We start from the raw sequence: 23,157 nt of genomic DNA on the forward strand, positions 1-23,157 counted from the left end.
CAAACATCATCTGGTCCATACAAAGATGTTAAAGTTATTATAAGAACCAAAATACGGTGATTATTACTTTATAAAAGAAATAATCGGGAATGAAACAATAATAACAGGAATATAGATCGTATTGCGCAAGGGTTTATACTTGCGCTTTTTTATGTGAAAAATTAACTTATGGACATAATGCTATTTTATTGCATAATATACTAAATATTGGTATAATAAATATGCACAAATTGTGCACAGAAGGGAGGATAATATGGGATTTTTGAGGATTTTAAAAATAATTTGATTGGGCAATATGAAGAATGTGAAGCATATAGATTAGTATGCCAGCAACAGGGCTTTAATCCATATACAGATTTAAAATATGAAGATGATATTGATTATGTTCCTTTTTAGTCACAACTGTTTTTAAAAGATCTAACGGGCTTTTTACAAAGCTTTTAAGAAAAAACTTAGATGGGATATTTAAATGGACAGTATCAAGCAGCACCAGCGGAGATCCAAGTATTGTAGGAAGAACTGAAAATGATATAAAGGTTTTAAGAAATTTTGTTGAAGAGGATGATAAAATATTTAGAAAAAGGCACGATTATGAATGCACCTTTTTTCCTTTAGCTGAGGATATGAAAGCTTTTGGTAGAGGAGAATTTTTAGGGAAAACTTTAGAGTCATATCTTGGAAATATTCTTGACATATTTACTTATAGAGATGATACTATATTTCTTTTAAAGCCATCACAAAACGGATTTTCTGTTGATGTTGACTCGTTTATAAGATATATTATGGAACATGACAAAAAGGATCATTATGCAGCCCTTGGTGGATCTACACCGCTTTTTTATAAAACAGTATTAAGCCTTAAAGAAAAAATTAAACCAGTAGAGCTTGGGGAAAAGGCAATTGTTCACACAGGTGGTGGTGGCTGGGATGGACGAAAGGGAAATATCAATATTGGAACTATGATTGAAAGATGGCGATTTGTTGAAGATGTTTCAAAATTTCTTGGAATACCTGAGGAAAACTTTACTGATACATATTCCTTTACCGAAAATAGTTTTACAATGACGGGACATTATTCAAAGGAATACAGGGATTATATTTTCCATGTTCCAAAATGGGCTAAGGTTATTATAAGGGATTTTAAAACACTAAAGCCACTTAAAAGGTCAGGGGATAGGGGTCTTATTCAGGTTCTTAATGCCTATGGAACTGAAGGCTTTGCAGGTGCTTCTATATTAGTGGATGATATAGGAGAGATAGTTGATTATAATAGATGTCCTATTTGTAATACTGAAGGGATGACTATAAAGATTATAGGAAGAGTAAAAGGAACCGAAGCTAAGGGATGTGGTGCCACTTTAGGGGGTGACAATTAATGAAAATACCTATGACAGTTTCAAAGGGCTATGTTAGAAGGAATATCAATGGCTTTGATTTAGAAATTGGATTCTCAGATGAAAATTTAATATTAAATGAAATAGAAAGATTGAAAAATAATAAAATAAAAGTCCATGATATCGAGACTGAAAAAACAATAGAGATATTGGATAAATGTGCTAGAAAATGGCTTGACAGAGAATATTCTAAGGAACATGTTAAGGTGCTTTCAAAAATAATTAATCAATCGGAGGAACTTATATATAAAGAAATAGAAATTACAATGCAAATGCTTTTAAAGGAAAATGTAAAGAGGCTTTTAAAGGAAGAATTAGAAGATGAAGAAGTGTTAGATAGGTGGATAGATACATACTATGGAAAAGTCCATAGACAACCAAGGGGAGTGGTTTTTCATAACGTATCAGGCAATGCCTTTGTTGTAATTCCAGTCAGCGTTTCTATGGGGCTTTTATCAAAACTGCAATATTGTAAAAGTTTCAGCTGATGAGCCTTATTTTGCTTATGCCTTTTACAATAGTTTAGTAGAAATAGACGAATCTATTAAAGATAGGTTATCTATAATTTATTTTGATAGTTCAAGATCAGATATTTATGAAGGTATAGTTAAAAATGTTAATGCGGTAATTCACTGGGGAGGAGAAAACTCAAGAAACTTTATGGCAAATCTTTGTGCTAAATATAATGTTCATTTTATAGAACACGGCCCGAAGGTTAGCTTTCAGGTTATCGATGAGATTGACGATTATGATGAGATTTCAGAATATGCGGCAAGGGACATTATACTTTGGGAACAAAGGGCATGCTTGTCCCCAAGAATTATATTTATAAGCAAGGATTTAGATGCACAAAAGTTTTGCAAGTATCTTGCTAATTCCCTTGAAAAGCTTTCTAAGGAATATCCAAAATCCTACTCAAATCCGTGGGATACCGTTAAAACAATTCAGGATAGGCAATATGTTCTTTTAAAGCATGGACTTTCTAAGACAGGAGAGATATATTCATCAAATAATGCCGACTATACTGTTGTTGAAAGCAAAGTTTTCCCAACAAAATATGATGTGGATAGATGCTTTTCAAGGTTTATATATGTATGCCCTTATTTTAGCAAAGATGAAATTATAAGCTATATAGATCAAAATCTTATTGGATATCTGCAGACTATGGGATATAATGGTAAGGATGAGGAGTTTATTGAAAAGGTCACACTTATGGGGGTAAGCATAATTACTCAAATCGGAGACATGTCTTTACATTATCCTGGAACAAGCCATGACGGACTTTTCAATTTACAGGAGCTTACCTTTGTAGTAAGTAGGCAGGATAGGGTAAACTACAAGTTTAACATTAGGGATTTACTTACAATATGGTTTAAGAGGAGGATAAAGGATGGAAATTAAAGAAAAATATAAAGAATTTTTGACGATAGACGATGCTTTAGCTTTAAAAAGAAGCGATGTTAGGGAAAATTACAGGGAATACATAAATTCAAGTGCGGTTCAGCTTTTATCGCTTTTGGATTTTGATAAGCATTTTGTTAAGGCTGAAGGGACAAAGGTCTATGATGAAGAGGGAAATGAGTATATAGATTTTTTAGGTGGTTATGGTGCTTTGAATGTTGGGCATAATAATTCTGAGATACTCAAAGAGATACAAAAGGTAATAGGACTTCCTAATATTTTACAAGCATCCATCTATAATCTTGCTGGGGTTTTGGCAAGGAACCTTGCTATAATAACTCCTGGGGATTTGAAAAGGACATTTTTGCAAACAGCGGTGCTGAGGCCGTTGAAGGGGCTCTAAAACTTGCCAAAATAGCAAGTGGAAAAAGTAAGATTGTTTACTGCTTAAATTCCTTTCATGGGAAAAGCTTTGGTGCCCTTTCGGTAACAGGAAGGGAAAAATATCAAAGGCCCTTTAAACCCCTTTTACCTGAAACATACCCAATTCCATTTGGTGATGATAAGGCCCTTGAGGATGCTCTAAAGATGGGAGATGTTGCAGCCTTTATACTAGAACCAATCCAAGGAGAAGGAGGAATAATAGTTCCACCTAAAGGATATCTTAAAAAAGTAAGGGAGCTATGTGATAAATATGGAGTATATTTAATAGTTGATGAAATACAAACCGGTTTTGGAAGAACAGGTTTTATGTTTGCCTGTGAAGAAGAAGGTGTAGTTCCCGATATAATGTGCTTTGCAAAATCCATAGGTGGAGGAATAATGCCAATCGGTGGGTATATTACAAAAGAAGAAATTTGGAAAAAGGCCTATGGAAGTATCGATAAGGCATTTTTACATACATCAACCTTTGGAGGAAATACAATAGCCTGTGCAGCTGGAGTTGCTACAATGAAATACATCATCGAGAATGACCTCCCAAAGAAAGCAGGGGAAAAGGGAGAATATTTATTAAAAGATTAAACGACCTAAAGGAAAAATATCCTGTAATAAAGGAAGTAAGAGGAAAAGGCCTTATGATAGGAATCGAATTTGAAGAGCCAAAGGGGATTTTAAATACTATAACGGCAGGTAAACTTTCAGAGGTTTCTAAAGAGTATTTTGCGTCTTTAGTTGCGGGTAAGTTAATGAATGAACATAGGATTATAACCGCTTATACTTTAAATAATCCAAATGTAATAAGGCTTGAGCCGCCACTTACGATATCTTATGAGGAACTTGACAGATTGGTTAATGCCCTTGAGGATATATTCAATAAAAATTCCAGTTTCTTAAGTCTTGGTTTTGAAAGCGGAAAGCAAGTATTAAAGTCCTTATTCAAGCGATAGGATGTGAATGTATGGAACTTCAAAGGCAAAAGTTGAGCTTAGGGAAATTTTTTCTAACAAAAGGGGATAAAATTATGAAGGTGGTTACAGCAGCTATTATAATTGATAATGATAGAGTATTTATTGCAAGAAGAAAGGATGGAAATATTAAAGGGAAGTGGGAGTTTCCAGGAGGAAAATTAGAAGAAAATGAAACCTATGAGGAATGCTTAAAAGGGAGATTTACGAGGAGCTAAAGATGAATATTGAAATTATAAAGCCCTTTGAGGAAGTTGTCCATGAATATGATAATGGTAAAATTAAATTGATATCCTTTTTAGTTAAACCTTTAAGCTATGATTATAAACTTTCTGTTCATGATGATGCACGATGGGTATCAATTGATGATTTATTAAACTATGATCTTGCGCCAGCTGATATTCCAATTGCAAAGAAGTTACAGGAAGAACTAAAGACTAAAGAATAGGAGGCAAAAATGAAATTAATCGCTTTAATAATCTTTATCACAACGTATGTTTTACTTTTATCCTTCCCAAAGTATAGAACATATATATCTTTGCTTTCAGCAGTTCTTTTTATGATAATAGGCATAGTGCCTTTTAATAAAGCACTAACCTATATAGACTGGAACATAATTTTAATGATAGGCGGAACTATGGGGATTGTTAATTTATTTATTGAGTCGAAGATGCCGGCCCTAATGGCTGATGTTATAATCGACAGGGTTCCTAACATAAAATGGGCTGTGGTATCCCTTGCAGCCTTTGCAGGGATTGTTTCTGCATTTATAGACAATGTTGCAACTGTCCTTATTATTGCACCGGTTGCGATGGGGGTTGCCAAAAAGCTAAATATATCGCCGGTTTATATGATAATTGCAATTGCAATTTCATCAAACCTTCAAGGTGCAGCAACTTTAGTTGGAGACACAACTTCTCTTTTATTAGGTGGATATGCCAAGATGGATTTTATAGACTTTTTCTTCTTTAAGGGAAGGCCGGGAATATTTTGGATAGTAGAATTAGGGGCAGCAGCGACACTGATTATTCTTCTGCTATTCTTTAGACAATACAATCAGCCAATCCATCTTGAAGAAAAACAGGAGGTTGAGGATTATTTTCCAACCTATCTTTTAGTTTCGATGGTGCTTTTACTTATAATTGCATCCTTTATACCAAACAAACCTAATATAACAAATGGATTGATTTGTATAACGCTTCTTGCTATAGGACTTTTTAAGGAACTTGTTATAAATAAAAATAACCATGCTCTTAATATAACATTGCTTCAGATTGATTATGAAACAATACTGCTGCTTATAGGTTTATTCGTTGTAATCGGCGGATTAAGCGAGGCAGGGGTTATAAATGATATAAGTAAGTTATTTTTGAAAATAGGAAAAGGTAATTTGTTTTTGATTTATACTATTTTGGTTTGGTTTTCAGTTATAGTTTCTGCCTTTATTGATAATATCCCTTATACGGCAACGATGCTTCCAGTTGTATCAAACATAGCAAAGGGAATGGGAGTTGAGCCGTATCTACTTTTCTTTGGTCTTTTGGTCGGTGCAACATTGGGAGGAAACATAACTCCTATAGGTGCCTCTGCCAACATAACAGGTCTTGGAATATTAAAAAGGGAAGGATATGAAGTTAAAGCATCGGACTTTATGAAATTGAGCGTGCCATTTACATTAACAGCTGTTATAACAGGTTATATATTAACGTGGATTATTTGGAGATAACTTTGAGCTGCCTCAAAAACTATTTTGAGGCAGCTTTAGTTTGTGATATAATTTTTTTAGGTCTAAAATTGGAGGTATTAGTATGTTTGACTGTCATGTTCATACGGAATTTTCAACGGATTCATCGATGAAACTTAAAGATGCAATAAAAAAGGCAAAGGATATCGGTATTGGCTTGATAATCACAGAACATATGGACCTTAAATACCCAGTTGAAGGGAATTTTCAGTTTGATGTTAAAACATATTTTAAAGAATATGGTTATTTAAGAAATGACAAAGTATTACTCGGTATAGAATTAGGTCTTAGAACCGATTGCACAGATGAAAACAAATTCATAGCCCTTGAAAATCCCTTTGATTATGTTATAGGGTCTATCCATGTTGTCAATGGAATCGATATATATCAGGATTATTTTTATGCAGAAAAGGATAAAAATCAAGCATATGAGGAATATTTTAAGTTTATGTATGAATGCGTTAAAGAAAGCGATTTTTTGACAGTTTAGGACATATCGACTATATTGCAAGATATGCACCCTTTGAGGATACGGAAATATACTATGATATATATTCAGATTATATAGATGAGGTTTTAAAAATTTTAAGCAATAGGGAAAAGGCTATAGAAGTAAACACAAGAAGAATTAATGATAAAAAGGCAGCTGAAAATATCCTTACAATCCTAAAAGATTTAATGAATTAGGTGGAAAATATGTTACAATAGGTTCGGATGCACATAATACATCGGACATTGGAAACAACTTTAATATAGCGTTAGATTTAGTAGAAAAGAGCAACTTAAAAGTAGTTTACTTTAAGGAAAGGCAGATGGAATACATCTAAAATTTTTTTAAGCCCCGAAATTTTTGGGGCTTTATAGTTATTTTGTCTTTCCCTTTGATACATATGGATTGCCCTTTATAAAAAATCTCCATTCATAATCCTTAGCCTCTTCTGCATAATCTATGCCTATTCTTTTATCTGCAACAATTTCAAAGTCTTCTGGGTTATCCAAAACATAAATTTCATCGCTAAGCAAGCTATGTCCGTTTAATGATTTATCTATATTAAAGGCTCTACATAGTTTCCCAGGCCCGTTTGTTAAATTCTTTCTTTGAGATTTTGTCAGCTCACTGTAAGTTTTACCGAATCTATTTAAAGCCATTGTATCAAGTCCTTCTATAGGTTCTAATGCTCTTATTAATACAGCACAGGGCATGCCTTCCCTTTCGGTAACAAAGTTAAGACAATAATACATTCCATAGATTAAATAAACATAGGCTATACCAGCAGGACCATACATCACTTCGTTTCTTTGTGTTCGTTTAAAATTATAAGAATGACATGCTTTGTCTATAGGACCAAGGTATGCCTCAACTTCAACGATTTTTCCAATTAATTTATTTCCATTAATGTTCCTTACAAGGAGCTTCCCTAAAAGATCATTTGCAACGGTTATTGTATCTCTACTATAAAATTCAACCGGTAGCTTCATCTTCTACGTCCTTTCTTGTGTTTTCTATCAGATATTTTAATTTGTTATATTTATTTTTTCAATATACTATCTGTGATTCTAATAAATAAATTACGAAAAAATATTTTCTTTAGAAATTCTTTATAAAAATTAAAATAATAAATTATTTGGGTAATTTTTAAGCTTAAAGGATGATTTTGAAATTTGCATTGGAAGAATAAAATGGTAAAATACAATATGTAGTATATTTTATGCAATAATACATACAATATATTGAGGTGATAATATGGAACTTACCCAGAATGCCATTAAGGTTTTAGAAAAAGGTATCTCGCAAAGGATGAAAATGGCAGTGTAATTGAAACGGTTGATGAAATGTTTAGAAGGGTTGCGAGAACTATAGCAAAAGCAGATAAGCTTTACGATGAAAATGCAAGTGTAGAAGAAACTGAGGAAAAGTTTTATAACCTCATGACAAGCTTAAGATTTATTCCTAACTCTCCTACATTAATGAATGCAGGTCGTCCTTTAGGACAGCTCTCGGCGTGTTTTGTTTTGCCTGTTGAGGATTCTATGGAGGGAATATTTGATTCAATAAAAAACGCAGCACTTATACATAAGTCAGGTGGAGGAACGGGCTTTAGTTTTTCAAGGCTAAGGCCTAAGGGCTCAACTGTAAAAACAACAGGTGGTGTAGCATCAGGACCCGTAAGCTTTATGAAGGTATTCAATGCAGCAACAGAGGCAGTAAAACAAGGGGGAACCCGCAGGGGAGCTAACATGGCTATATTAAGGGTTGACCATCCTGATATTATGGAGTTTATAAAATGCAAAGAGGATAATAAGGAAATAAACAATTTTAATATAAGCGTTGCCCTTACAGAAAAATTTATGGAGGCAGCAATTAAAGGAGAAGACTACGAGCTTATAGATCCTAATACTAAGACAGTAAAGGGAAAATTAAATGCAAAGGAAGTGTTTGACCTTATCGTCAAAATGGCCTGGACAAATGGAGAACCCGGAATAATATTTTTGGATAGGATGAATGAAAAGAACCCAACGCCCAACCTTGGTGAGATTGAAAGCACTAATCCATGTGGGGAGCAGCCTCTCCTTCCTTATGAGAGCTGCAATTTAGGCTCTATAAATCTTGCTAAAATGGTCAAAAAGGTAGGAGAAAAATATGAAATCGATTATGAGCTTTTAGAAAAGACCATTTTTGATGCAGTGCACTTTCTTGACAATGTGATAGATGTTAATGTTTATCCCCTTCCTGAAATTGAGAGAATGACTAAGAAAACAAGAAAAATAGGTCTTGGAGTTATGGGTTTTGCAGATATGTTAATCCTTCTTGGAATCCCCTATAATTCAGAGGAGGCAGTTAACCTTGCAGATAACCTTATGAAGTTTATTAATGAAAAGTCAAAGGAAGCGAGTGAGTATCTTGCAAGGAAAAGGGGTCCCTTCCCAGAGTTTTATAATAGTATATATAAAGAAGGACCGCCTTTAAGAAATGCAACTACAACAACAATTGCTCCAACAGGAACTATAAGCATAATCGCCGGAGTTTCGTCAGGAATAGAGCCGTTATTTGCTGTAGCCTTTTGGAGAAATGTTCTTGATAATGAAAAATTAGTTGAAGTTCATTATTTATTTGAAAAAGTGATGAGGGAAAGAGGCCTTTATTCAAAGGAGCTTATGGACAAAATCGCAGAACATGGAACCATTCAAGAGATTGAAGAGATTCCGCTAGATATTAAGAGAATTTTTGTAACAGCCCATGACATAAGCCCTGTTTATCATATTAGAATGCAGGCGGCCTTTCAAAAATGGACTGATAATGCAGTATCAAAGACGGTAAACTTTAAAAAGGATGCCACGATAGAGGATGTCAAAACTGTTTATCTTCTTGCATATAAATTAGGATGCAAGGGTGTTACAATATATAGGGATGGAAGCAGAGAAGGACAGGTTATTAATGTTGGTTTGAAGGAGAAAAGTGATGATAGCAGCACAAAACCGAGGGTAAGACCCGAGGTTACTATGGGCATAACAGAAAAGGTTAGAATTGGATGTGGAAATCTCTACATTACAGTAAATTACGATGAAAATGGAATATGCGAAGTGTTTACTAATCTTGGTAAAGCAGGGGGATGCCCTTCACAATCAGAAGCAACTGCAAGGCTTGTTTCCATTGCCCTAAGAGGTGGGATGGATGTTAAGGAAATAATAGAGCAGCTAAAGGGTATAAGATGTCATTCTACATTAAGGCAAATGGCGACGAATAAAGATATAAAGGTTTTATCTTGTCCAGATGCTATTGCAAAAACCATAGAAAAGCTAGTTAATTTAAAGGAATTAGAAAAGATCAAAGAAAGCATTAGTGCTGATATGGGAATAAAAAATTTAATCGAAACAAAAGAAAATAAAATACTTTGTCCAGAATGCGGCAACCCAATCACCCATGAAGGTGGATGCGTAATCTGTCCTAACTGTGGCTATTCAAAATGTGGTTAAAATTTAACTAAATATTTAACCAAATTAAAAACTGTGATATAATAAAAATAAAAATAAAAAGGGGAGATTGGCAGTGAAAAGATTAATTTCTCTTGCATTAGCTGCTGCTTTTGTGTTGACATCTTTTAGCACATCTTTTGCAAAGGAAAACAATGCTAAAAAGGTAGGTTTACAAAACTCAAAAATAGTTAAACAACTTGAACAAAAGCTCGATGTTTTGAATAAGCAATTACAAAAGGCACTCAAGGAAAAGGAAGATTTCATAGAAAAGTTAAAGAAGGAAGCAGCAAAGGTTGAAGAAAAGAAAAATAGTGAAGGTATTAGCATTGATGAAAAGATTAAAAAGGTAGAGGAAAACTATCAAAAGAAGGTAAAAGAAATAAACGATAAAATGACAAAGCTAAAGGAATTTATAACAAACAAGGATGTAAAATATGCTGAAATCGTAAAGGAAATTGAAACAAAATTAAATGCAAAACTTTCAGAAATAGATAAAAAGATTTCTGAAACAACTGATGATACTAAAAAGGCTATGTATGAAAAACAAAAGGAGCTTTTAGCAAAGATAGCTGAAAAGAAAAAAACAATGGAAAAGAATAGAATGGATAAACAAGCAGAGATTGCTGCTATGAGATTGGAAGTTTTAGAAAAAGAACTTAAGATAGCAGAAATGGAAAAGAATATGGAAATAGAATATCTAAATGGTATGAAGGAAGTTAACTCCCTTGAAAAGGAAATTAATTCTTTAAACCAAGAAGAAAAGGACCCTAAAACAGGTCTTAGCAAGAGCCTTATGGTAAGATATCAAGGGAAATTTAAAGAATTAGATAATAGAATTGCAAAACTTCAAAAGGAGATAGAAGATATTAAATCAAGATTATCATCATTAAATTAATCCCTGCCCTGCAGGGATTTTATTTTGTTGACATATTTGGCAATAGATGTATAATATAATATTAACAAGTGAGTGCGCATAAGGGCTATCCGAGCTGCGCAGGGAGAGTTTATCTCCTACACGTGGGATCCCCACGGAGTCACTTTAAGGTGGCTTCGTGGGGACTTTTATTAACTTTTTAGGAGGGGTGTTATGATTAGGAAGTTGTTTGAAATCGACAGAAAAATAGTGGAGGAATACTTAAAAAGAAATCACATTGAAACTACATTTTTGATTGGCAATATAAAATATTTTGGAATTGAGAATAACAAGGAATTAAGAAGATGTGGGGATTATTATGGATATTTTGAAAAGAGTGAATTAAAGGGCATATTACCCTTTTATAACTTAGGAAGTTGTATTCCACATTATGAGAGCGAAGGAGCTATTCCTTATTTTGTAGAGCTTATGAAGGATAGGGAATTTAAATATCTTCTTGGCATGAGAAGAGTTATTGAGCCTTTGTATAAAAACTTAAAGGATGTTAAATCGATTGGAAATATTAGTGATGATGCTTATTATATCAATAAAAATCTTATAGAATTTCAATGCAAGGATATAGAGATAAAGAATTATTATGAACTTGATTTGGATTTAGCTGCTGAATTCTTAGTGGAGGCAAGCCAAATAGGTTTTGGAAGGGATGATGCATCGGTAGAAGAAGCTAAAAAACTTTAGTCCAAAGGCCTGTTGAGGAGGATTATCTATTTGCTATTAAAGATGGTAAGATGGTTGCGACGGCATGTATTCAAGCTACAACTGATGAAATTTCACAAATTGGAGGGGTTTATACAACGCCTAAAGAAAGAGGAAAGGGATACTGCAAGGCAGTAGTTTCTGAGCTTTGCAGAATAATTATCGAAAGAGGAAAAATTCCAACGCTGATGGTAAGAAAGAATAATACTTCAGCAGTAAAAGCATATGAAGCCTTAGGATTTGAGTTTTACGATGATTACATGATAATTGAATTGTAGTTAATTCTTAAACAAAGGTGAGAGTATCCTCACCTTTTAATATAACATCATTAACCATTAAATTCACTTCCCTTAAATATATTATCTAGGACTATTTTTCTTTCTTCATTTAAAAGGGCGTATTCTTTAAGGGCACGTATCATGAAATTTGCCCTTCTGTATTCATCTGAAGAATAAATTATTCTTCCTGTTGATAAAACAACAATAGGGCATAAAGCCCTACTGTTTTTCAACCTTTAAATAATTTACAAGCATTTTTGCAGCTTCGCCGCGGGTTACAGATTGTCTTGGCATAAAGTATCCCTTGATTGGAGTAATTATTTTAAGTTCGTTTGCTATCGCTATATAACCCTTATAATTTTTAGGTATTAGTTTGCTATCTTTAAAATTTAAAGTATATAAATTTGAAAGCTCAGCAATAAATCCAACGCCCATTGCCCTTATTATCCACTTTGCAGCATCTTGCCTTGTTACATATGCATTTGGATTCTTTTCCTTTGATGAGATGATTCCTTTTTAATTGCTATTTCGTAATAATTTTCGTATTCTTCCTTTGTATCCTCCCTATAAATTATATAATTTGGTTCTAATGATTTTACAATATATTTGATGAAATCCTTTTGCCTTATCATTTGATTCGGATAGAAATTTTCTCCTTCATCATCAATAATGCCGATATCAATCAATATATTTATATCATTATAATATGGTGAATTTTTAATATCGCTGTAGGAAATCTTTTTACTTCTTTTAGAGGTTTCCCGCTGTAGTCAAGCAATATTCCTTCCTTTGCATCAATCATAAAATTATATGATGTAAAGCTATATACTAATTTAATGAAGTATTTGTTCATTTTAAAATCGTAATCAAAGTATTTCATATAGTTTAATTTGAAATTATTTTTGCTATAAAGTATATTGTGGGCTTTGTCGATTGAGATTATATTTTCAACCTTTGGGAAAACTATATCACTCCAAGTTTGATAATAATGTAAAACTTCGCCTGTATATGGGCTAATGCTTATTGTAAATCCTTCGTTTGCAACCGGAATAGAATTTTCAATTCTTCTATATTCAAAAGAATAAACGTATTTCTCATCAACATTTAAAACTTCCCTATATTGGCATTTTATAAATTTATCCTTCGAGAGGGAATTTATAAAATCCTCTGCAATTTTTTAGCATCTTGTTTTGTATATTTTGGTTCCTTGTAGTTTTCTATATTGGGAAAGTTTCTGTAAAAGGATAAAATCTCTCCAGTAAGAGCATCAATTGTTGCACCAAAATAGTAATAGTTTGATTTATCCTGTGATGTTTTAGAATAATAAACTGTCCAGATGTATCTATCAGAGTATAAATCATGTCCTAAATTAATGTATTCCATATTTAATTCCTTATTAAGGCCAAGCTTTTGAACTAGTATATTTTCTACTTCTTCCTTCGATATTAATTTTTTATTTTCTTCAATTGCCTTAATTTCTTCAGGTGTTAAGGTTGGTAAAGCACCTGCAGCATCCTTTTGGCTGTTTTCTGTAAAGATATAAATTGGATTTTTAAGTATTTCGCCTGTTACAGCATCTATAGGATACACGCTAGATTTTGGAGTGTAAATCAGTTTAACGTTTCTTTCATTTTTTTCATAATCATAAAAAACTTTATAGGATAGCTCAAGCCCCATTTTGCTTTCAAAGATTTCCTTTGCCTTTTCTAACGTTATTATATTTTGACTTGTAGGGACACCTTCATAATCGTATTCAAAATAGTAGCTCATAATCTTTAAATTGTTTTTATCAACAGATACACTGATAAAGTTATCTTTATAGTCTATTCCGTTAATCCTTCTTGTGTATCTAAAATCGTAATTAGGATTGTAATATAAGTAGTTAGAATTAGCTTCATCATAAACGAATTCTTTAAATTTCTCGCCAACGAGCTTCCTTATCAATCCTTCTGCAACTTCTTTTGCTTTTTCTTTTGAGTATTTTGGGATTTTATTTGCTATTGTTTGCTCTCCTTCATACCTATACATAGAAATAATATCCCCGTTTTGAGCATTAACTTGAATATTTATCTGTTTATTTTTCCCTGTCCAAGATAAATTCCAAAAGCTTTTGCTTTCATTACTGTTTAAGTTGTAAGTAAATTTAAGGTCTCTGTCATCAAACTCAAAGCTGGATTTTGCAATTAAAATAGCATTTTTTAAGTCTATTTTAGTTGTTGAAGCTGCTTTTGTATAGGAAAATAAACTGAAAATTAATGTAAAACAAAGCAAGCTTGATAAAAATTTTTTCATAAAAGATTCCCCTTTCATCTAATTATTAGACGAGGGGGATCTGGAAAATGTTGCATATTATAGAGTAAATTGCTCAATGATATTTGTTAAATGATTGGTTATTTCATTAAGGCTTGTTGTTTGCTTAGTTATATTAGATATTTCATTTAATTGCTGATTTAAAAGATTTTCTGTGTGTTCTGCAACTTCTTTAAACCCGTCTGAAACAATGGATATATTTTTAATACTTTCTTTTAAACCATCGGTTTTTATTGAAAGGGAATTTATTTTCTTTATTATTTCTTCAATAGTTACTGAAATATTGTTTATTGATTTTTGAAGTTTTGCAAAAGAATCTCCGGTTTTATCAAGTGCGTGATTTTGATTTTCGATGTTTTCTTTTACAGTATATATATCGTTTATGGTTAAATTGGAGATATCTTTAATTTGATTTATCGTTTGCCTTATATTTTCTGCAGATTTTGCCGTCTCATTAGATAAGCTTCTTATTTCATTTGCAACAACTGCAAAACCCCTGCCAAATTCTCCTGCCTTTGCAGCCTCAATTGAGGCATTAAGAGCAAGAAGATTAGTTTGTTTTGAAATGTTTGTTATTATGTTTAAGATTAAATTTATGTTTTCAATGCTGTTATTAAGAAGGTTAATTCTATTTTCTATGGTTTTTATTGATTCATTGGTAGATTTATTTTTTCATTTAATTCATTAAATGAAATTATTGCGGCTTTAGTGTTATCATTTATATCGATGTTTTCACCCTTTATTTCAGAGCTCAAAGAATTCAGAACAATTGCCACGTCTAAGAATTCTGAAGAGATTTTTTCGATATTATTTATCTCATTTTTTGACATTCAGTTCCATCAATTATATTATCCATTGAAAGTTTTATTTTATCCGAAAGTGATAATAGATTTTTACTATCTTCAGATAGAAGGTTTGATGAAGCTTGAGTTATCGATGATGCATCTTTAATAGAAGAAACAAGCTTCCTCATGGATTCAATCATATCGTTGAAATATTTTCCTAGCTGAGCAAATTCATCATTAGTTTTAATATCTGATAGAACAGTTAAATCCCCGGTTCCGCTTCTTTGCATGCAATTTGAAATATCTTTAATATGGCATGCTATTGTATGAGACATCTTTGAACCAATGATTAATGAAATTAATCCAAAGATTATTAAAACAAATATAACGATGGACGTTAGAGTTCTTGTATTTGAATTTATTTCGTAAACATCAATAAAAGCAATGATTTTCCAATTAAGTTTAAAATTATTTAAGAAATAAATTGATTTTTTACTTCCTAAAAAATTGTATTCTATGTGTCCGCTTTTATTATTAAGCATGTCTTTTATCCAGTTGATGCTAAGTAAATCCTTAGACTTTTTACCCAAAACATCAATTAATGATTTTCCCAAAAGATTTTTATATTTAGAAGATATTATAGTATTGTTTTTATCTAGGATAATTATATGTCCTGTTTTAGTTGGCAACAATGAATTGGCAATCCTTTGAATTTCCGAGATATCTACAGTAAAGCCGATAATTCCAATTTGATTATTATCTGCATCATAAAATGTTTTTGTAATAGTAACAAGAAGCATATTATTTTTGTTTCAATATTGCTCCATAGTGCATTGTTAAAATTATTTAAAGTATTGTGTAGTATTTGAGTATGATTAGGGATTTGCCATTTATCCTTAGGGAAAGAAAGAATCCTACCATTTTTATAAATTAAAAAAGTCTGTTTTATGTTTATGTTAGATTTTAAAAAATTTTTTAGTGCTTCTAAAACCAATTCATCATCTTTCCCAACGTTGTTTTTAATTATTTTATCATCTGAAAGGATAGTTATAAGGCTTTCATAGTATACATATTTTTCATCTATTGTTCTGCTCAAGTTAGAGGATGCACTTTTTAAACTATCGAGGTAATTTTGATTTACTGACTTTTTATCATTATTGATGAGACAAAGGTTGAAATTAGAAGGGGAAGATGGTAAGGAGTATCAGTGTTAATATTAGCTTTGATTTAATGGAGTTTATTTGTAGCTTGGGAATTGGTATTTTCTTAAACTTTTTAAGAAATGACTTCCATTCTAATTTAATGTTTAATTTTTCATTTTTTTATTGAAAAAAGCAATCTCATAGGACACCTCCAAGGAGATTTTTACATTTACATAATAACAAGGATTTTCGACTATTCTCAACAAAAATGAAGATAATTTTACTTTATTAACATACATTTAACAAAAATAAAAATTTTATTTTACGTTAAAGAGATACAATCGCCTTAGGTGGTGATTGTATGGAGGATAAAATTATTTTGGAAGAAATAATAAAGAATAAAAGCATAAGAACATTTTTTCAACCTATAATCGATGTTATGAATTCTAAAATAATAGGCTATGAAGCCCTTTCACGAGGGCCTAAAGGTTTACCCCTTGAAAGACCAGATTTACTATTTGATGCAGCTGAAAGGTATGGCAACTTATGGGATTTAGAATATCTTTGTCGAAGCCTTGCTATTGAAAGAGCATCTAAACTAAATATAGATAAATATTTATTTTTAAATGTAGATCCAAGAATAATTCGTGATAGAAATTTTAGAAATGGCTTTACCAGGGATTATCTAAAACAATTCAACATAGACTCTAACATGATTATTTTTGAAATAACTGAAAAAACGGCAATAGATGACTATAAAGCATTTAGGGAGGTTTTGGAACATTATATAAAACAGGGTTATAAAATTGCCATTGATGATACTGGAGCTGGATATTCTGGAATAAAGTTAATTACGGAAACTAAACCTCAATTTTTGAAACTTGATATGGGTATTATAAGAAATATAGATAAGGATAGCTTTAAACAGGCTGTATGCAGAAATTTTGCCCATTTGTGCAAGTTAACAAATATGAAACTTATAGCTGAGGGGGTTGAAACAAAGGATGAATTAGTAACCTTAATTAATTTAGGTATTGAGTATGTTCAAGGTTATTTAATATCAAGACCATCTGAAACAATTCAAGATATCCCATCAGATATAAAAGAATTTATAAAGGAACAGATTAATGAAAAGAATAAAAACATATTTTATACCTCAAAGACATTTCCAATTGGGAAAATTGCAAGGTTTGATGAGCCAATTACAAAGGATATGAAATGTGTAAAGGTTAAAGAAATGTTTAATAATTCACTATGCCACGGCCTTGTAGTGGTTCAAAATAAAATTCCTATAGGTCTTGTTATGAAAAACAGAATAAATATGTTGTTATCTTCAATCTATGGCAATGCTTTATATTTAAACAAAAGCGTTGAGCTTATTATGGATAGAAATCCATTGATTGTTGATTATAACGTTCCAATTGCAGAAGTAACACATCTTGCTATGTCGCGTCAAGAGGACAAGCTTTATGACTATGTGATAGTAAAAAGAAATGAAGAATACTACGGTGTTGTTAGTATAAGAAGACTATTAGAATGCACGATGGATCTGGAACTTACCTATGCAAGACATACAAATCCCCTCACTGGACTTCCGGGAAATATTTTAATAGAAAACACCCTTTCAGATGTAATAGCAAAAGGAAAGAAGGTATCAATATTGTATTTCGACATTAATAACTTTAAGGCATATAACGATACTTACGGTTTTGAAAATGGGGATAGAGTTATTAAATTAACATCCAACATAATAACGGATTGTCTTAAACTACATTTAAAGGATAATTACTTTTTAGGTCATATAGGCGGGGATGATTATATTGCAATTATTGAGGAGGATGATTTTGAGTTTATAAACAAAATTTGCACAGAAATAGCAGAAAAATTTGATACCCATATAAAGGGATTTTATACCCTTGAGGATATTGCTAAAGGCTATGTAATATCTCCAAATAGACAGGGTGAGCTTCAAAAATTTAATTTGATTTCACTATGCATTGCAGGATTGATATGCGATGCTAAAAAGTTAAAAACTCCCCATATGGCGGCAAATATTCTAAGCAAGATTAAGATAGAATGTAAGTCAAGCTGTAAATTAGTTAATAAAAGTGGTATTAAAATTGAAATTTCTTAGCAAAATAAAAATGTAAAATATTAATTAACATAGACTTAACATAATTTTGATGGTTCTTAACAATTGAAAGTTATAAAATTTAATTGTAAAAAGAAAACGGAAAGGAGATAACAAATATGAAGAAAATAATATCAGCTCTTTTAATAGCTGCGACAGCATTGTCATTTTCAGCTTGTGCAAGACAAGAAAAGTTAGCAGGAACTATTAAAATCGACGGTTCCAGCACAGTATATCCAATAACTCAGGCAGTTGCAGAGGAATTTAATAAGGAAAATCCTGATGTTAACATCACTGTTGGTATTTCAGGAACAGGTGGAGGTTTTAAAAAGTTTGTTGTTGGTGAAATTGATATTAACGATGCGTCAAGAAAGGTTAAGAGCGAAGAAGTAGAAAAGGCTAAGGCAAATGGAATAGATATGATGGAACTTGAAGTTGCTTATGATGGAATTGCAATAGTTGTAAATAAGGATAATAATTGGGTTGACGATATAACAACAGAAGAGCTAAAAAAGATTTGGGATAAGGACTCAAAGGTTGTTTACTGGAGCGATGTAAGACCAGATTGGCCAAAGGAAAAGATAAAGCTTTATGGTCCAGGAACAGACTCAGGAACATTTGATTACTTTACTGCAGAAATCAATGGAGAAGAAAAGAGAATAAGAACAGATTATACAGCAAGTGAGGATGACAACGTTCTAGTTCAAGGCGTTGCAGGAGATAAGTATGCTATGGGATTCTTTGGACATTCATACTATGAAGAAAATAAGGATAACCTAAAGGCTTTAAAGGTAAATGGTGTAGAGCCAACAACTGAAAATATTAGAAATGGAAGCTATAAGCCACTTTCAAGACCATTATTTATATACGTTAATACAAAGTCGCTGGAAAGACCTGAACTAAAGGCTTTTGTAAAGTTCTACCTTGAAAATGCTAAGGATTTAGTAGAGCAGGTAGGGTATGTTCCATTGGAGGATGCAAAATATCAAGAACAGTTAAACAAAATAAAGTAATCTAAGGCACCTTTAATGGGTGCCTATGCCCATTTAGAAGAAGGGGGAGCAGGATGAAGAGAATAGAATTTGAGAGCAAAGAAAGAATTAAAAAAATGAAGAAATAATAAAAAAGGTGTTAACAGTTTTAGGATTTATATCGATATTAACAACTTTAGGTATTATTTTTCTCTTTTGAGGAAACCTTTTTGTTTTTTAAAAGGGTGTCTATAATTGAGTTTTTAACAGGAAGGGAATGGACGCCCTTTTTGAGCCTCCTAAGTTTGGCGTTTTGCCTTTGGTTGTCGGAACATTACTAATTGTTGTTATATCAAGTATAATTTCTATTCCGATAGGACTTGGAAGTGCAGTTTACTTAAGTGAATATGCTCCTAAAAAAGTAAGAAAAGTTTTAAAACCAACTATTGAAATACTTGCTGGGATTCCTTCTATTGTATATGGATATTTTGCACTAACCGCTATAACTCCTTTAATAAGGGCCATCTTTCCTGAAACAAGCGTTTATAATGCCTTAAGTGCGGGAATTGCTGTAGGAATCATGACTGTTCCTTTGGTTTCCTCTTTAAGTGAAGATGCTATGATGGCTGTGCCTGATTCATTAAGACTTGGTGCCTATGCCCTTGGAGCGACAAAATACGAAGTATCAAAGGATATTGTAATTCCAACTGCATTGCCGACGATTATTGCATCGTTTATTTTAGCTATATCAAGGGCAGTTGGAGAAACTATGATTGTTGCCATGGCGGCGGGTTCAACACCTAAATTAACTTTAAATCCCCTTGAGAGCATACAAACTATGACAGGTTACATCGTTCAGATAAGTATGGGGGATGTTCCTTATGGATCAATTGGTTATAGGACTTTGTTTGCCGTAGGTAGTTTACTGTTTTTAATAACCTTTACATTGAACTTAATTTCTAGATATGTTATGAGGAAATATAGGAGGGTATATTGATGAAGGAACAGGATATTACAAAAAGGCGAAAAATAAAAAATAAAATATTTCATGCTTTGATATTTTTATGCACTTTGTTTGGAATATTTATTTTGAGCATTCTTCTATTTAGTATATTATCAAAGGGATTAAAGTGGTTATCTATGGACTTTATAACTAATTTCCCATCAAGATTCCCTAAAAAGGCTGGTATTTATCCTGCACTTTTGGGGAGTTTATGGCTCATTATCTTAACTGCCCTAATTTCATTCCCAGTTGGGATAGGGACGGCTTTATATTTAGAGGAATATGCAAAGGATAATAAATTTACTGAATTTATTAAACTAAATATAGCAAATCTTGCAGGTGTTCCAGCAATAATTTATGGAATGCTTGGACTTGCTGTTTTTGTCAGATTGCTTGGGTTTGGAAGAAGTATATTGTCAGGTGCTTTAACTATGTCATTATTGATACTTCCAACTATAATTATTTCTTCACAAGAGGCATTAAGGAGCGTTCCAGAATCCTTAAAACAGGCATCTTATGCCCTTGGCACAACAAAGTGGCAAACAATAACTGGAGTAATTTTGCCCTATGCTCTGCCAGGAATTTTGACAGGAACTATACTTGGGTTATCAAGGGCATTAGGAGAGGCTGCACCATTAATTGTAGTAGGTGCCCTTGCTTATGTTTCCTTTATTCCCAAAACACCCTTTGATCAGTTTACAGTTTTACCTATACAGATATTTAACTGGTCAAGTATGCCTAAAAAGGAATTTCAAAATGTTGCAGCTGCAGGAATTATAGTGCTTTTATTCATTCTTCTTGGGGTTAACTCGGTTGCAATACTATTAAGAAATAAATATCAAATTAGAATGAAGGACTAAAGGAGGATAACATGGAAAGCGTAATTAAAGTAGAAAACTTAAATTTTTACTATGGCAATTTTTTAGCATTAAAGGACATAAATATGGATATATATAAAAATAATATAACTGCCTTTATAGGACCATCAGGATGCGGAAAATCAACGTTTTTAAGAACTTTAAATAGAATGAACGATTTTATTGAAAATACAAGGGTTGAAGGAAAAATTTTATTCCAAGGTCAGGATATATATTCAGGCGATATAGATCCAGTTGAACTAAGAAGAAGGATAGGTATGGTCTTTCAAAAACCAAATCCATTTCCAAAGACCATATATGAAAATATAGTATATGGCCTTAGAAAAAATGGAGTTAACAAAAAGAAGTATTAGATGAGGTTGTTGAGAGCACATTAAAGGCTGTTGCCCTTTATGACGAAGTTAAGGATAAAATATATAAATCAGCTTTGGAACTTTCGGGAGGCCAGCAGCAAAGGCTTTGCATTGCAAGGGCAATTGCAATGCAGCCAGAAGTGGTTTTAATGGATGAGCCCACATCCGCCCTTGATCCAATTTCAACTTTAAAAATAGAGGAGCTTTTACTTGAGCTTAAAAAGAATTATACTATAATTATAGTAACCCACTCTATGCAGCAGGCAGCAAGAATTTCAGATTGGACGGCGTTTTTCTTAAACGGTGAGGTTATAGAATACGATACTACAGAAAAAATATTTGAAAACCCAAGGGATAAGAGAACGGAAGATTATATCACTGGAAGATTCGGTTAAAAAAGGAGAGATTTTTATGACAAGGTTGCATTTTCAACAAAACCTTGAAGAGGTTAAACACAAGGTATTAAGAATGGGTTCCCTTGTAGAAGTGATTGTTGATAAGGCGGTAACTTCTTTAAAGGAACAAAATTTAGAGCTTGCTAAAACGATCGTTGAAGAGGATGATAAAATAGACGCCATGGATCTTGAAATTGAAATGGACTGCATGAAGCTTTTAGCCCTTCAACAGCCTCTTGCAAAGGATTTAAGAACCATAGCAACAGCCCTTAAAATAATTACTGATCTTGAAAGAATGGGGGATCATGCGGTTAATATATCTAAAATAACTTTAGAGATAGGCAAAGAACCGTTGATTAAGCCTTTGATTGACATTCCAAGGATGGCAAAGATCGCACAAGAGATGATTAGATTAAGTCTTGATGCTTTTGTTAAAGAGGATATAGAACTTGCAAAAAAGTTGCCCAGATGGATCAAGAGGTTGATGATATTTATCAGGCGATCATTGATGAACTTTTAGAAATGATAGTTAAGGATCCTTCAATTACAAAGCAAGCAACAAAGCTAATGTTTGTTGGAAGATATCTAGAAAGAATAGCTGATCATACTACAAATGTTTGTGAAAGAATTATATATATGGTAACTGGAAAGCTTGAGGAGATAAATTAAGGGTGCCTTTGCACCCTATAATTTTTATATCTGAAAATGGGTAGATTTTAAAAATTGCATGTCCTTTTATGTGATCAATAGGAATTGGACCAATATATCTGCTATCTTCACTGACTTCTCTATTGTCTCCAAGAACAAAAACGTAGCCTTCAGGTATTATCATGTCGATATCAGTTTCAGCGTAGGTTTGGGTTCCAGGGGATAAATAATCCTCCTGAAGCTTTTTGCCGTTTATAAAAACTGATCCTTCTTTGATTTCAAGCCTTTCACCAGGAAGTGCAACAATTCTTTTTATATATAATCCCTCCCTGAATTACCAGGATCAAGGATTATTATTTCTCCTCAGGTAAATTTTTGGTATAAAGACTAATTTTTTCTATAGCAACCCTATCGTTATCATGAAGGGTTGGAATCATAGATGGACCTGAAACCTGCACGATGTCAAATATAAAGGCCTTTATAGTAAAGGCTATTACAGCAGCAACTACTATTGATACTATCCATTCCTTTATCTCATTGATAATTTTGTCCTTCATTTTATGACCTCCTTTTGAGCTACTAACAAAATTATATATCATATAATCTGTAGTGTAAAATGATAAATTTTTAAAATGTTGTTTAAAAAATTAAATTTTAGTTAATTATTAATAATAATGCCTATCTTTAATGCAAAAAATATTCTAAATTGTCGA

General features: G+C 32.4%; 24 protein-coding genes and 7 pseudogenes. 18 read left to right on the forward strand and 13 right to left on the reverse strand.

Going from position 1 to position 23,157, the window contains the following annotated elements; translation table 11 throughout:
* Positions 1-623: 623 nt before the first annotated feature.
* The 7 genes and pseudogenes from PWK10_RS00005 to PWK10_RS00035 all read left to right on the forward strand — a co-directional run bounded on the left by PWK10_RS00005 (position 624) and on the right by PWK10_RS00035 (position 6,772).
* Positions 624-1,376: a LuxE/PaaK family acyltransferase gene (locus PWK10_RS00005; protein WP_342455584.1), complete on the forward strand. Its 753-nt coding sequence runs from the start codon at positions 624-626 to the stop codon at positions 1,374-1,376.
* 11 nt (positions 1,377-1,387) lie between these two features.
* A pseudogene (locus PWK10_RS00010) lies at positions 1,388-2,795 on the forward strand (acyl-CoA reductase).
* Positions 2,785-4,183: pseudogene (locus PWK10_RS00015) on the forward strand (aspartate aminotransferase family protein). Before PWK10_RS00010 ends, PWK10_RS00015 begins: the two co-directional pseudogenes overlap by 11 nt.
* Before the next feature lie 11 nt (positions 4,184-4,194).
* Positions 4,195-4,419 carry an NUDIX domain-containing protein gene (locus PWK10_RS00020; protein ID WP_274766981.1) on the forward strand — a complete coding sequence of 75 codons (225 nt, stop codon included), beginning with the start codon at positions 4,195-4,197 and terminating at the stop codon, positions 4,417-4,419.
* Between the two features lie 2 nt (positions 4,420-4,421).
* A complete protein-coding gene (locus PWK10_RS00025; protein WP_274766982.1) occupies positions 4,422-4,649 on the forward strand; it encodes a hypothetical protein in 228 nt (75 codons plus the stop codon).
* Between the two features lie 9 nt (positions 4,650-4,658).
* Positions 4,659-5,927, forward strand: a complete 1,269-nt coding sequence (locus PWK10_RS00030; RefSeq protein ID WP_274766983.1) for an SLC13 family permease — start codon at positions 4,659-4,661, stop codon at positions 5,925-5,927.
* An 82-nt stretch (positions 5,928-6,009) separates the two neighbouring features.
* Positions 6,010-6,772: pseudogene (locus PWK10_RS00035) on the forward strand (histidinol phosphate phosphatase).
* 37 nt (positions 6,773-6,809) lie between these two features.
* On the opposite strand, the gene PWK10_RS00040 reads toward PWK10_RS00035, so the two are convergent.
* Positions 6,810-7,424 carry a DNA-3-methyladenine glycosylase gene (locus tag PWK10_RS00040; RefSeq protein WP_274766984.1) on the reverse strand — a complete coding sequence of 205 codons (615 nt, stop codon included), beginning with the start codon at positions 7,422-7,424 and terminating at the stop codon, positions 6,810-6,812.
* A gap of 265 nt (positions 7,425-7,689) precedes the next feature.
* Between PWK10_RS00040 and PWK10_RS00045 the strand changes: the two are divergent.
* The 4 genes and pseudogenes from PWK10_RS00045 to PWK10_RS00060 form a co-directional block, all read left to right on the forward strand.
* Positions 7,690-9,920 (forward strand): annotated as a pseudogene (locus PWK10_RS00045) (vitamin B12-dependent ribonucleotide reductase).
* A 73-nt stretch (positions 9,921-9,993) separates the two neighbouring features.
* Entirely contained in the window at positions 9,994-10,815 is an 822-nt protein-coding gene (locus tag PWK10_RS00050; protein WP_274766985.1) for a hypothetical protein, read from the forward strand.
* Positions 10,816-11,007: 192 nt separating this feature from the next.
* The gene (locus tag PWK10_RS00055) at positions 11,008-11,532 is read left to right on the forward strand and encodes a hypothetical protein (protein ID WP_274766986.1); all 525 of its coding nucleotides are present in this window, start codon (positions 11,008-11,010) and stop codon (positions 11,530-11,532) included.
* Positions 11,533-11,561: 29 nt separating this feature from the next.
* Positions 11,562-11,828 (forward strand): annotated as a pseudogene (locus PWK10_RS00060) (GNAT family N-acetyltransferase); the annotation flags it as partial.
* Between the two features lie 50 nt (positions 11,829-11,878).
* Here PWK10_RS00060 and PWK10_RS00065 read toward each other — a convergent pair.
* From PWK10_RS00065 to PWK10_RS00100, 10 genes and pseudogenes are all read right to left on the reverse strand, one after another.
* Entirely contained in the window at positions 11,879-12,061 is a 183-nt protein-coding gene (locus PWK10_RS00065; RefSeq protein WP_274766987.1) for a hypothetical protein, read from the reverse strand.
* Entirely contained in the window at positions 12,048-12,263 is a 216-nt protein-coding gene (locus PWK10_RS00070) for an S-layer homology domain-containing protein (protein ID WP_274766988.1), read from the reverse strand. Before PWK10_RS00070 ends, PWK10_RS00065 begins: the two co-directional genes overlap by 14 nt.
* A gap of 35 nt (positions 12,264-12,298) precedes the next feature.
* On the reverse strand, positions 12,299-12,514 hold the full coding sequence (locus tag PWK10_RS00075) for a hypothetical protein (protein ID WP_274766989.1): 216 nt from the start codon (positions 12,512-12,514) through the stop codon (positions 12,299-12,301).
* A gap of 5 nt (positions 12,515-12,519) precedes the next feature.
* Positions 12,520-12,708 carry a hypothetical protein gene (locus PWK10_RS00080; RefSeq protein WP_274766990.1) on the reverse strand — a complete coding sequence of 63 codons (189 nt, stop codon included), beginning with the start codon at positions 12,706-12,708 and terminating at the stop codon, positions 12,520-12,522.
* A gap of 156 nt (positions 12,709-12,864) precedes the next feature.
* Positions 12,865-13,002, reverse strand: a pseudogene (locus PWK10_RS19180) (hypothetical protein); the annotation flags it as partial.
* Positions 12,984-14,120: a YcdB/YcdC domain-containing protein gene (locus PWK10_RS00085; RefSeq protein ID WP_274766991.1), complete on the reverse strand. Its 1,137-nt coding sequence runs from the start codon at positions 14,118-14,120 to the stop codon at positions 12,984-12,986. The pseudogene PWK10_RS19180 and the gene PWK10_RS00085, both read right to left, overlap by 19 nt.
* A 57-nt stretch (positions 14,121-14,177) precedes the next feature.
* Positions 14,178-14,786, reverse strand: coding sequence for a methyl-accepting chemotaxis protein (locus tag PWK10_RS19185; RefSeq protein ID WP_446715401.1), 609 nt, complete (start codon positions 14,784-14,786; stop codon positions 14,178-14,180).
* Positions 14,783-14,968 carry a hypothetical protein gene (locus PWK10_RS00090; RefSeq protein ID WP_274766992.1) on the reverse strand — a complete coding sequence of 62 codons (186 nt, stop codon included), beginning with the start codon at positions 14,966-14,968 and terminating at the stop codon, positions 14,783-14,785. Before PWK10_RS00090 ends, PWK10_RS19185 begins: the two co-directional genes overlap by 4 nt.
* Positions 14,950-15,723, reverse strand: a complete 774-nt coding sequence (locus tag PWK10_RS00095; protein WP_274766993.1) for a methyl-accepting chemotaxis protein — start codon at positions 15,721-15,723, stop codon at positions 14,950-14,952. The genes PWK10_RS00090 and PWK10_RS00095 overlap by 19 nt, the downstream gene beginning before the upstream one ends.
* Positions 15,648-16,019, reverse strand: coding sequence for a hypothetical protein (locus tag PWK10_RS00100; protein ID WP_274766994.1), 372 nt, complete (start codon positions 16,017-16,019; stop codon positions 15,648-15,650). Before PWK10_RS00100 ends, PWK10_RS00095 begins: the two co-directional genes overlap by 76 nt.
* 407 nt (positions 16,020-16,426) lie before the next feature.
* On the opposite strand from PWK10_RS00100, the gene PWK10_RS00105 reads away from it, so the two are divergent.
* From PWK10_RS00105 to PWK10_RS18200, 7 genes and pseudogenes are all read left to right on the forward strand, one after another.
* Positions 16,427-18,199, forward strand: coding sequence for a GGDEF domain-containing protein (locus PWK10_RS00105; RefSeq protein WP_274766995.1), 1,773 nt, complete (start codon positions 16,427-16,429; stop codon positions 18,197-18,199).
* A gap of 116 nt (positions 18,200-18,315) precedes the next feature.
* A complete protein-coding gene (locus PWK10_RS00110; RefSeq protein ID WP_274766996.1) occupies positions 18,316-19,209 on the forward strand; it encodes a PstS family phosphate ABC transporter substrate-binding protein in 894 nt (297 codons plus the stop codon).
* Between the two features lie 235 nt (positions 19,210-19,444).
* Entirely contained in the window at positions 19,445-20,164 is a 720-nt protein-coding gene (gene pstC, locus PWK10_RS00115) for a phosphate ABC transporter permease subunit PstC (protein WP_274766997.1), read from the forward strand.
* On the forward strand, positions 20,164-21,030 hold the full coding sequence (gene pstA / locus PWK10_RS00120; protein ID WP_274766998.1) for a phosphate ABC transporter permease PstA: 867 nt from the start codon (positions 20,164-20,166) through the stop codon (positions 21,028-21,030). Before pstC ends, pstA begins: the two co-directional genes overlap by 1 nt.
* Before the next feature lie 11 nt (positions 21,031-21,041).
* Positions 21,042-21,796 (forward strand): annotated as a pseudogene (gene pstB, locus PWK10_RS00125) (phosphate ABC transporter ATP-binding protein PstB).
* 16 nt (positions 21,797-21,812) lie between these two features.
* Entirely contained in the window at positions 21,813-22,316 is a 504-nt protein-coding gene (gene phoU, locus PWK10_RS00130) for a phosphate signaling complex protein PhoU (RefSeq protein ID WP_342455585.1), read from the forward strand.
* Entirely contained in the window at positions 22,265-22,465 is a 201-nt protein-coding gene (locus PWK10_RS18200; RefSeq protein ID WP_342455586.1) for a phosphate signaling complex PhoU family protein, read from the forward strand. The genes phoU and PWK10_RS18200 overlap by 52 nt, the downstream gene beginning before the upstream one ends.
* On the opposite strand, the gene lepB is transcribed toward PWK10_RS18200, so the two are convergent.
* Both lepB and PWK10_RS00135 read right to left on the reverse strand, forming a co-directional pair.
* Positions 22,425-22,760: a signal peptidase I gene (gene lepB, locus PWK10_RS19190; protein WP_446715402.1), complete on the reverse strand. Its 336-nt coding sequence runs from the start codon at positions 22,758-22,760 to the stop codon at positions 22,425-22,427. The two genes, PWK10_RS18200 and lepB, sit on opposite strands and share 41 nt — an antisense overlap.
* Positions 22,761-22,797: 37 nt before the next feature.
* Positions 22,798-23,001 (reverse strand): S26 family signal peptidase, encoded by a 204-nt coding sequence (locus PWK10_RS00135; protein WP_274766999.1) that lies wholly within the window; start codon positions 22,999-23,001, stop codon positions 22,798-22,800.
* Positions 23,002-23,157 lie beyond the last annotated feature (156 nt).

Origin of the sequence: Caloramator sp. Dgby_cultured_2, from assembly GCF_028872215.1 — a bacterium.
In the GTDB taxonomy this organism is placed as follows: Bacteria; Bacillota; Clostridia; order Clostridiales; family Caloramatoraceae; genus Caloramator; species Caloramator australicus.